We start from the raw sequence: 8,224 nt of genomic DNA, 5'->3' as shown, positions 1-8,224 counted from the left end.
GGCCGTCAGCAGGCCGAGCAGGCCCCGCGCGCGGCCGGAGGCGTGATCGAAGATCTGGCCGGCCGCGGCCGGTCGGCCGATCCGTGCTCCGGCCTCGCCCCGGACGGCGGATCCCGGCCCGAACCGGCGGTCCCTGCGTCCGCGGGGATCTGTCCCGAATGCCGGCCACCGGCGTTCGGGACGATGGTCCAGACCCTGCATCACGGTCTCCTCCAGGGCGCACGGCCAGGCGGGCGCCCGGGACCGGGTGCTCGGTCCGGGTGTATCTGTCACCGCACGTTTCTCTCAGAAGTCGTATAACCGCTTGGGATTCTCGACAAGGATCCTGTCACGGGTGGCGCGGTCGGGCACCCAGGTGGCGAGCAGGTCGAGTAGGCGGCCGTCATCGATGTCCTGCGCGGGCGCGAGGTCCGTGGGCTTGCGGCCGGGCTTGGGCGTGCTGTCCGGATGCGGCCAGTCGCTGCCCCAGACCAGCCGCTCCGGGTTCGCCGCCACGAGGGCCCGGGCCAGCGGGGCCACGTCTGGATAGTCGGGCGCCCGGGTCGAGGCGCGGTAGGCGCCCGACAGCTTCACCCAGGCCTGGCCGCCGCGCACGAGGTCGAGCACGTCGCCGAAGCCCGGCTGGTCGGGGCCGAGGGCCGCCTGCGCGCCGGCGAAGTGGTCGAACACCACCGGCACCGGCAGGGCGGCCAGCTGCGGCTTCAGCGGGCCGATCACCGACAGGCGGGCATAGACCTGGAGGTGCCAGGGCCGCTGCCCGATCAGCTGGACGGCGCTCTCCAGCGCCTTGGCCGAGGCCGCCGGATCGAACACGCCGGCCTGCTCCAGGTTGACCCGAATGCCGCGGATGCCGGCCTGGGCCAGGGCATCGAGCTCGGCCGGGCCGGTCCCGGGCCCGATCACCGCAACGCCGCGGGCGCGCTGGGGGCCGAGCAGGCGCAGGCCGTCGAGGGTGGCCGCGTTGTCGGTGCCGTAGACGCTGGGCGTCACGATCACCACGCGGTCGAGCTTGAGCGCGTGCTGGAGGGCGAGCAGGCTCTCGGGCGGATCGACCGGCGGGGTGTAGCCGCGCCCCGCCCAGAACGGGAACCGGGCCGGATCGGGGATGACGTGGACGTGGCAGTCGCACGCCCCCGGCGGAACCTCGAACGAGACCGGGCTCCTGACGGTCGGCGCGGCGGCCTGTCCCGCGGCCCGGGCCGCCGTGTCGGTCAGGGCGAGGCCGTTGGCGAGGGCCAAGGCGAGGGTTTGCCGGCGTGACAGCATGGCGGGTCTCCTCCGGATTTTTTTAGGCGAACTTCTGCGAGTGCCTCACCCGGATCGGACCATCCTAGAGCGAGGCGCGCAAGCCGGTCCGGTTTCAAACAGCCCGCGACGCTGGGCGACACGGCCGGGGTCGGGTGCGTCCGGGAGCCAGGCTACGGGCGGGGCCGCCGGATGCGCCGTAGGGTTTGGGTTGGAGAGGCGCCGATCAGGCCCCTCGGAGCCGCCGTCGAGACCGTGCCCACCTGCGGACAGGAATGCGGGCGCCGGCGCGGCGAAGTCGGTTCTGGCTGCAAGGGGGGCGGGGGCTTGGCGGAAGCGGATGGGAATCGAACCCACCGTACGCTGTTGGCGTACCACTGGTTTTGAAGACCAGGGGGGCCACCAGACCCCGTTCGCCTCCACGGGCGGGGGTACGGGGCCGTGCCGGTGGGGTCAAGGGATGAGCGGGGTCGTCACGGTCGCGACGGCTCGAAAACCAGTCTCGTCCGACCGAGGTTTGACCTCGATGCGCTGATATGAAGCACCTGCCTTGAGGGCGGTGCCGAAATCCTAGCGCTCGCGCTCCGACGCGTCGCGCCGATCCTGCCGGCTCGTGAACCAGTAGACGAAGCCGGCGGTCGCCGCGAGCATCAGCGGGGTTATGATCGCAGCGGACAGAAACCCGTCGCTCATTCCTCAAACCCCCGCAGAACTTTTCGTGCAGCCCAATGTAAGCTGACACTCGGAAACGCTCAAACCGAAGCACCGCTGGCGCTGCGCCGACGTCGGCCCCTGCGGCGGAATGGATCACCCGCCGCCTCCGGGGTGCCGCGATTCGTATTAATTCCGCCACACTGTTGTGGCCCTGCACCAGTCATGCCGTTTCTGCGACGCTCACCGCCTGTGGAAGGCCCTGCGCCGGACCCCGAGGGGGGTGTCCAGCCGCCTGCCGAGCCGGTGGGCGAGGGGACAAGCCAGGCGGCCGAAGAACCCGCTCAAGCAGAAACGCCCCAGGAGCCGAGCACGCCGCTCGCGGACTCGCTGAAGCCCGGGCCGCGCGGGCCGGGCTGGATCGGCGCCGCCGTGGTGGTGACCGCGCTGATCTCGGCGCTGGCGACCTTCCTGATCCTGGCCGGGGTGATCCGGGTGACGCCGACGCCGGCCTACGGCGTCACGCTGCTCGGCATCAACGCCGTCCTGGTGCTCGGGCTGGTCTTCGTGATCGCCTGGGAGGCGCGGGTCTTCCTGCACGCCCGCAAGGCCAACGCCGCGGTGGCCCGGCTGCACTCGCGCATCGTCGGCCTGTTCTCGCTGATCGCGATCCTGCCCACCGTGCTGCTGGCCGTGGTGGCGTCGGTGACCATCGACCGGGGCCTGTCGCTCGGCTTCACCGACCGGGTCCGGGACGTGGTGCTGAAATCCGTCGAGGTGGCCGACGCCTACCAGGAGAACCAGTGCCAGTCGCTCGCCCGGGAAATCCGCATCCTGGTGGACGACCTGACCCGGGCGCGCCCGAACTTCGACCGGGACCGGGCCTGGTTCGAGAACTTTTTGACCACGCGGGCGACCAATCTCGGCCTGCCGGTGGCGCAGATCATGCGCGGACCTACCGACGTGGTGGCCCGGGCCAAGATCGACGTGCTCAAGCAGGTGCGGCTCCCCTCGGCGGCGGCCTTCGAGGAGGCGGCGACCTCCACCGACCCGATCTGCCTGCTGCCCTCGGAGGGCCGCGTCTTCGCCGCGCTGCTGCGGATGCCGGCCTACGACGACGCGGTGCTGATGGTGCAGCGGGAAGTCAGCCAGCTCGCCATCGACTTCCCGGGCGTCTCGCGGGCGGCGGCAGCCGAGTATCTGACCTACGATTCGCTCCGGCGCTCGATCCAGATCACCTTCGCGTCGGTGTTCCTGCTGATCGCCCTGATCGCGCTCTTGTCGGCGGTGTGGTTCGGCATGAACTTCGCCAACCGGTTCGTGGCGCCGATCCGGCGGCTGATCAACGCCGCCGACCAGGTCGCGTCCGGCAACTTCTACGCCCAGGTGCCGACCAAGAAGACCAGCGGCGACCTGGCCCATCTCGGCGAGAGCTTCAACAAGATGACGCAGGAGCTGCGCCGCCAGCACACCGGGCTGATCGCCGCCAACGACCTGATCGACACCCGCCGCCGGTTCACGGAGGCCGTGCTGTCGGGGGTCTCGCCCGGGGTGATCGGCCTCGACGCGGCGGGCTTCGTCACCATCGCCAACCCGGCCGCCGAGCGGATGCTCGACCTGGAGAGCGAGGCCCTGATCGGCCAGCCCCTGGCCCGGGCGGTGCCGGAACTCGCCCCCGTGCTCGCCGAGAGCGAGAGCCGTCCGCGCGCCCTCCAGCAGCAGCAGCTCCAGCTCACCCGGTCCCGGGGCGAGCGCACCGTGACCGTGCGGGTCACGAGCGAGCAGGCCCAGGGGACGTCGCGCGGCTCGGTGGTGACCCTTGACGACATCACCGACCTCGTCCAGGCGCAGCGCAGCTCCGCCTGGGGCGACGTCGCCCGCCGCATCGCCCACGAGATCAAGAACCCCCTGACCCCGATCCAGCTCTCCGCCGAGCGCATCCGGCGCAAGTACGGCAAGGTCATCACCGCCGACAAGGAGGTGTTCGACCAGTGCACCGCCACGATCGTGCGCCAGGTGGACGAGATCAAGCGCATGGTCGACGAGTTCTCGGCCTTCGCGCGGATGCCGAAGCCGGCCATCGCGCCGAACGACCTCACCGAGATCGCCAAGCAGAACCTGTTCATGATGCGCGTGGCGCACCCGGACATCGACTTCGCGTTCTCGGCTCAAGGGGGGGCGGGCAGCGCGGAGAAGATCGTGGCGGCCTTCGACATCCGGCTGCTCAGCCAGGTGATCACCAACATCCTGAAGAACGCCGTTGAGGCGGTGGCCGAGGTGCCGGCGGACGAACTCGGCAAGGGCAAGATCGCGCTCGGTCTCGCGGTCGAGGACGGCTTCGCGGTCATCACGGTGACCGACAACGGCAAGGGTTTTCCGGTGGAGGGGCGCCAACGGCTGCTCGAGCCCTACATGACCACACGCGACGGTGGCACCGGGCTGGGACTTGCTATCGTCAGCAAGGTGCTTGAGGAGCACGGCGGCGGGATCGCGCTGAACGACAACCCCGCCGGCCGTGGCGGGCAGGTGCAGATGCGGGTTCCGCGCGAGCACGGGCCCGAGCCGTCCGGCCCCGAGACCAGCCCCGTCACGACAGAGGAGAAGGGCGCCGCACCGACGGCCCCCCGGATCGCGGAGATGCACGCATGAGCGCCGATATCCTGATTGTCGACGACGAGGCCGACATCCGCGACCTCGTGGCGGGCATCCTCGACGACGAGGGCCACCGCTGCCGCACGGCCGGCGGCTCCGACGAGGCGCTGGCCGCCATCGAGGCGCGCCGGCCGCACCTGGTGTTCCTGGACATCTGGCTGCAGGGCTCGCGCCTCGACGGCCTGCAGGTGCTCGACCTGATCAAGGCCGCCAACCCCGACCTGCCAGTGGTGATGATCTCGGGTCACGGCAACATCGAGACCGCGGTCTCGGCCATCAAGGCGGGGGCCTACGACTTCATCGAGAAGCCGTTCAAGGCCGACCGGCTGATCCTGGTGGCCGAGCGGGCGCTGGAAGCCTCCCGGCTCCGGCGCGAGGTCCGCGACCTGACGGCGCGCTCCGGCAACCCGAACCGCATCGTCGGCGGCTCGCTGGCGATCAACCAGCTCCGCCAGACCATCGACCGGGTCGCGCCGACCAACGCCCGGGTGATGATCACCGGGGCGCTGGGCTCTGGCAAGGAGCTCGCGGCGCGCAGCCTGCACAAGGCCTCGGCGCGGTCGAACGGCCCGTTCGTGCTGCTCAACGCGGCCGCAATCCTGCCCGAGACCATGGAGTCGGAGCTGTTCGGGGTCGAGGGCGAGTCCGGCCGGCGGGTCGGCGCCCTGGAGGAGGCCCATGGCGGCACCCTCTACCTCGACGAGGTCGCCGACATGCCGCGCGAGAGCCAGAACCGGATCCTGCGCGTCCTGGTCGATCAGAACTTCCAGCGCGTCGGCGGCACCACCCGGGTCCACGTGGATGTCCGGATCATCTCGTCCTCGTCGCGGGATCTCGCCGAAGAGATCGCCGCGGGCCGCTTCCGCGAGGACCTGTTCCACCGGCTCTCGGTGGTGCCGGTGCGGGTGCCGGCCCTGTCGGAGCGCCGGGAGGACGTGCCCGAGCTGATCCAGTTCTTCATGGACAATATCTCGTCCCAGACCGGCCTGCCCAAGCGTGTGATCGCCGAGGACGCGATGGCGGTGCTCCAGTCGCACAACTGGCCGGGCAACGTCCGCCAGCTCAAGAACAACGTCGAGCGGCTGATGATCCTGACCCAGGCCGACCCGGACCAAGAGGTCACCTCGGAGATGCTGCCCTCCGAGATCGGCGCCCTGGTGCCGACCACCCCGGGGGGCGCCGGCGGCGAGAAGCTGATGAGCCTGGCGCTGCGCGAGGCGCGCGAGATCTTCGAGCGCGAGTATCTCGTGGCGCAGATCGCGCGGTTCTCGGGCAACATCTCGCGCACCGCCGAGTTCATCGGCATGGAACGCTCGGCGCTTCACCGCAAGCTGAAGTCCCTGGGCATCGGCCCGTAGCACGCCGGGGCGCGAGGGGGGCGCAGACGGGGGACGACCCGTGAAACTGACGCCGATCCGTCACGGATCGGGCGGAACGGGGCTTGCTTGCCCCCGGGCTTTCACGCCGTCATGCTGTAGACTCGGTCCGTGCGGGATGATCGGACGATCCCGCACGTGACGGCCCCAACCACGTGACAGATTCCGACGTCGCGTACCCAACCCGAGCCCTTCGCGCCGGGATAACGAAAAGGCAAATAAGATGGCGGGCGAACGCGCACAAAACCTTCAGGACACGTTCCTCAATCATGTCCGCAAGAACAAGATCCCGCTGACCATCTTCCTCGTCAACGGCGTCAAGCTCCAGGGCGTGGTCACCTGGTTCGACAATTTCTGCGTGCTGCTGCGCCGGGACGGCCATTCGCAGCTCGTGTACAAGCACGCGATCTCCACGATCATGCCCGGCCACCCGGTGCAGCTGTTCGAGCCGGACGAGACCGCCGAGAAGGCGTGATTTTTTTGGGGGGAAGGGCGATCGGTTCGCTTTCTCCGGGGCCGCGATGCCGGCAGCGGGCCGCCTCGCCGCACGGGCAGCGGCGAATCCCAGGACGATCCCGCACTCTCCCCTCATCCTGAGGTGCGGCGGAGCCGCCTCGAAGGAGGCCTCAAGGGATCGCGCGGCCAGCTGGAGGGCTCCTTCGAGGCCTCCGCTGCGCTCCGGCGCCTCAGGATGAGGGCGCGGGTGGGATAGGCCGAATCCAGCTGGCTGCCGGATTCGGATCTCCCCAATCCCAACCTCCTGACTCCCGGCATCTTGGCCCGGCCCCGCCGAATCCCCATGTCGAAACAATCCGAGTTCTCGAACGAAGCTGCCGGCGCGCGGGCGGCGTTAAAGGTTGCATGAGCGAGACGCTGACGTCCGGCGAGGCCCGGCTCCAGGCACAGGCCGCGCCCGAGGGCGAGATCGCCGCGGCGACCCACACCCTGGTGATCGGGCCCTATCTGGCCCGCGGTGCCCCCGGGCCCGGAGGACCGGGCCACGGGCCCGCCCAGCCGACCCGCTCGGTGGAGGCGCGCCTCGACGAGGCGACCGGACTCGCCGCAGCCATCGAGCTCGACGTGGTCGAGAGCGTCGCGATCAGCCTGCCGCGCATCCGCCCCTCGACCTATCTCGGCAAAGGCCGGGTCGAGGAGATCGCCGGGATGATCCGCGCCCGCGAGATCGGCCTCGTGGTGATGGATTGCGCGCTCTCGCCGGTGCAGCAGCGCAACCTCGAGAAGGCCTGGGGCGCCAAGGTCATCGACCGCACCGGTCTGATCCTCGAGATCTTCGGCCGGCGCGCCTCGACCCGCGAGGGCACGCTCCAGGTCGAGCACGCCCACCTCGCCTACCAGAAGTCCCGCCTCGTGCGCTCCTGGACCCACCTGGAGCGCCAGCGCGGCGGCTTCGGCTTCCTGGGCGGCCCCGGCGAGACCCAGATCGAGGCCGACCGGCGCATGATCCAGGAGCGCATGACCCGGATCGAGCGCGACCTCGACGCGGTGGTGCGGACCCGCGGCCTGCACCGGCAGAGCCGGGCCCGGGTGCCGTACCCGATCGTCGCGCTGGTGGGCTACACCAATGCCGGAAAATCGAGCCTGTTCAACACCCTGACCAGCGCCGAGGTCACCGCCAAGGACATGCTGTTCGCCACCCTCGACCCGACCGCGCGGGCGACCAAGCTGCCGCACGGCGAAAACGTCATCCTGTCCGACACGGTGGGCTTCATCTCCGACCTGCCGACCGCTTTGATCGCGGCGTTCCGGGCGACCCTGGAGGACGCGATCGAGGCCGACGTGCTGCTGCACGTGCGCGACGTCAGCCACGTCGATTCCGAGGCCCAGGCCGAGGATGTCGGCGATGTGCTGCGCGAACTCGGCATCGAGACCACGGCCGAGCGGATCATCGAGGTCTGGAACAAGTCCGACCTCCTCGACGACGACGAGCGCACCCGGCTGATGAACCTCAGCGGCCAGGCCAAGGCCCGCAACGACCGTGACAGCGACGCGCCGGTACTGGTCTCTGCGCTGACCGGGGAGGGGCTCGCCGCGCTCACCGCCCGGATCGAGGCGCGGATCGGCCGCCACCGGACGAGCTTCGCGGTGTCGCTGCCCCCCGAGGACGGGGCGGCGCTCAACTGGCTCTACGAGAACGCCGAGATCCTGGACCGACGCGCGGAGGCCGACGGCACCGTGCACCTCGCGATCCGGATCGCCCCCGAGAAGGAGCCGCGCTTCCTCAACCGCTTCAGCGCGGCCCGGCGCCTCGACCGGGGCGCGTGATGGCCACGGGCGGCGCC

General features: G+C 70.4%; 7 protein-coding genes and 1 tRNA gene. 4 read left to right on the top strand and 4 right to left on the bottom strand.

Going from position 1 to position 8,224, the window contains the following annotated elements; translation table 11 throughout:
• From FV228_RS33755 to FV228_RS34805, 4 genes are all read right to left on the bottom strand, one after another.
• A partial coding sequence (locus FV228_RS33755) for a hypothetical protein (RefSeq protein ID WP_210247799.1) occupies positions 1-273 on the bottom strand: 273 nt, incomplete at its 3' end.
• 12 nt (positions 274-285) lie between these two features.
• On the bottom strand, positions 286-1,266 hold the full coding sequence (locus FV228_RS14690; protein ID WP_147855301.1) for an amidohydrolase family protein: 981 nt from the start codon (positions 1,264-1,266) through the stop codon (positions 286-288).
• Between the two features lie 307 nt (positions 1,267-1,573).
• Positions 1,574-1,666, bottom strand: a tRNA-Sec gene (locus tag FV228_RS14685).
• A gap of 149 nt (positions 1,667-1,815) precedes the next feature.
• A complete protein-coding gene (locus tag FV228_RS34805) occupies positions 1,816-1,938 on the bottom strand; it encodes a hypothetical protein (protein ID WP_279601572.1) in 123 nt (40 codons plus the stop codon).
• Between the two features lie 183 nt (positions 1,939-2,121).
• Between FV228_RS34805 and FV228_RS14680 the strand changes: the two genes are divergently transcribed.
• From FV228_RS14680 to hflX, 4 genes are all read left to right on the top strand, one after another.
• Positions 2,122-4,545: a PAS domain-containing sensor histidine kinase gene (locus FV228_RS14680; RefSeq protein ID WP_147855300.1), complete on the top strand. Its 2,424-nt coding sequence runs from the start codon at positions 2,122-2,124 to the stop codon at positions 4,543-4,545.
• On the top strand, positions 4,542-5,906 hold the full coding sequence (locus tag FV228_RS14675) for a sigma-54 dependent transcriptional regulator (RefSeq protein ID WP_147855299.1): 1,365 nt from the start codon (positions 4,542-4,544) through the stop codon (positions 5,904-5,906). Before FV228_RS14680 ends, FV228_RS14675 begins: the two co-directional genes overlap by 4 nt.
• Before the next feature lie 241 nt (positions 5,907-6,147).
• The gene (gene hfq / locus FV228_RS14670; RefSeq protein WP_007563033.1) at positions 6,148-6,399 is read left to right on the top strand and encodes an RNA chaperone Hfq; all 252 of its coding nucleotides are present in this window, start codon (positions 6,148-6,150) and stop codon (positions 6,397-6,399) included.
• 386 nt (positions 6,400-6,785) lie between these two features.
• Positions 6,786-8,207, top strand: coding sequence for a GTPase HflX (gene hflX / locus FV228_RS14665; RefSeq protein ID WP_147855298.1), 1,422 nt, complete (start codon positions 6,786-6,788; stop codon positions 8,205-8,207).
• The last annotated feature ends 17 nt before the right edge of the window (positions 8,208-8,224 follow it).

This window comes from Methylobacterium sp. WL18, assembly GCF_008040015.1.
Classification (GTDB): domain Bacteria; phylum Pseudomonadota; class Alphaproteobacteria; order Rhizobiales; family Beijerinckiaceae; genus Methylobacterium; species Methylobacterium mesophilicum.
Note: the sequence above shows the minus strand (reverse complement) of the source record. Positions and strands in the feature narration are given on the sequence as shown.

Excerpts from the sequence above, each read along its gene's own strand:
- FV228_RS14675 (WP_147855299.1), top strand. The coding sequence starts at position 4,542 with ATGAGCGCCGATATCCTGATTGTCGACGACGAGGCCGACATCCGCGAC.
- hfq (WP_007563033.1), top strand. The coding sequence starts at position 6,148 with ATGGCGGGCGAACGCGCACAAAACCTTCAGGACACGTTCCTCAATCAT.
- FV228_RS14690 (WP_147855301.1), bottom strand. The coding sequence starts at position 1,266 with ATGCTGTCACGCCGGCAAACCCTCGCCTTGGCCCTCGCCAACGGCCTC.
- FV228_RS34805 (WP_279601572.1), bottom strand. The coding sequence starts at position 1,938 with ATGAGCGACGGGTTTCTGTCCGCTGCGATCATAACCCCGCTGATGCTC.
- FV228_RS14680 (WP_147855300.1), top strand. The coding sequence starts at position 2,122 with ATGCCGTTTCTGCGACGCTCACCGCCTGTGGAAGGCCCTGCGCCGGAC.
- hflX (WP_147855298.1), top strand. The coding sequence starts at position 6,786 with ATGAGCGAGACGCTGACGTCCGGCGAGGCCCGGCTCCAGGCACAGGCC.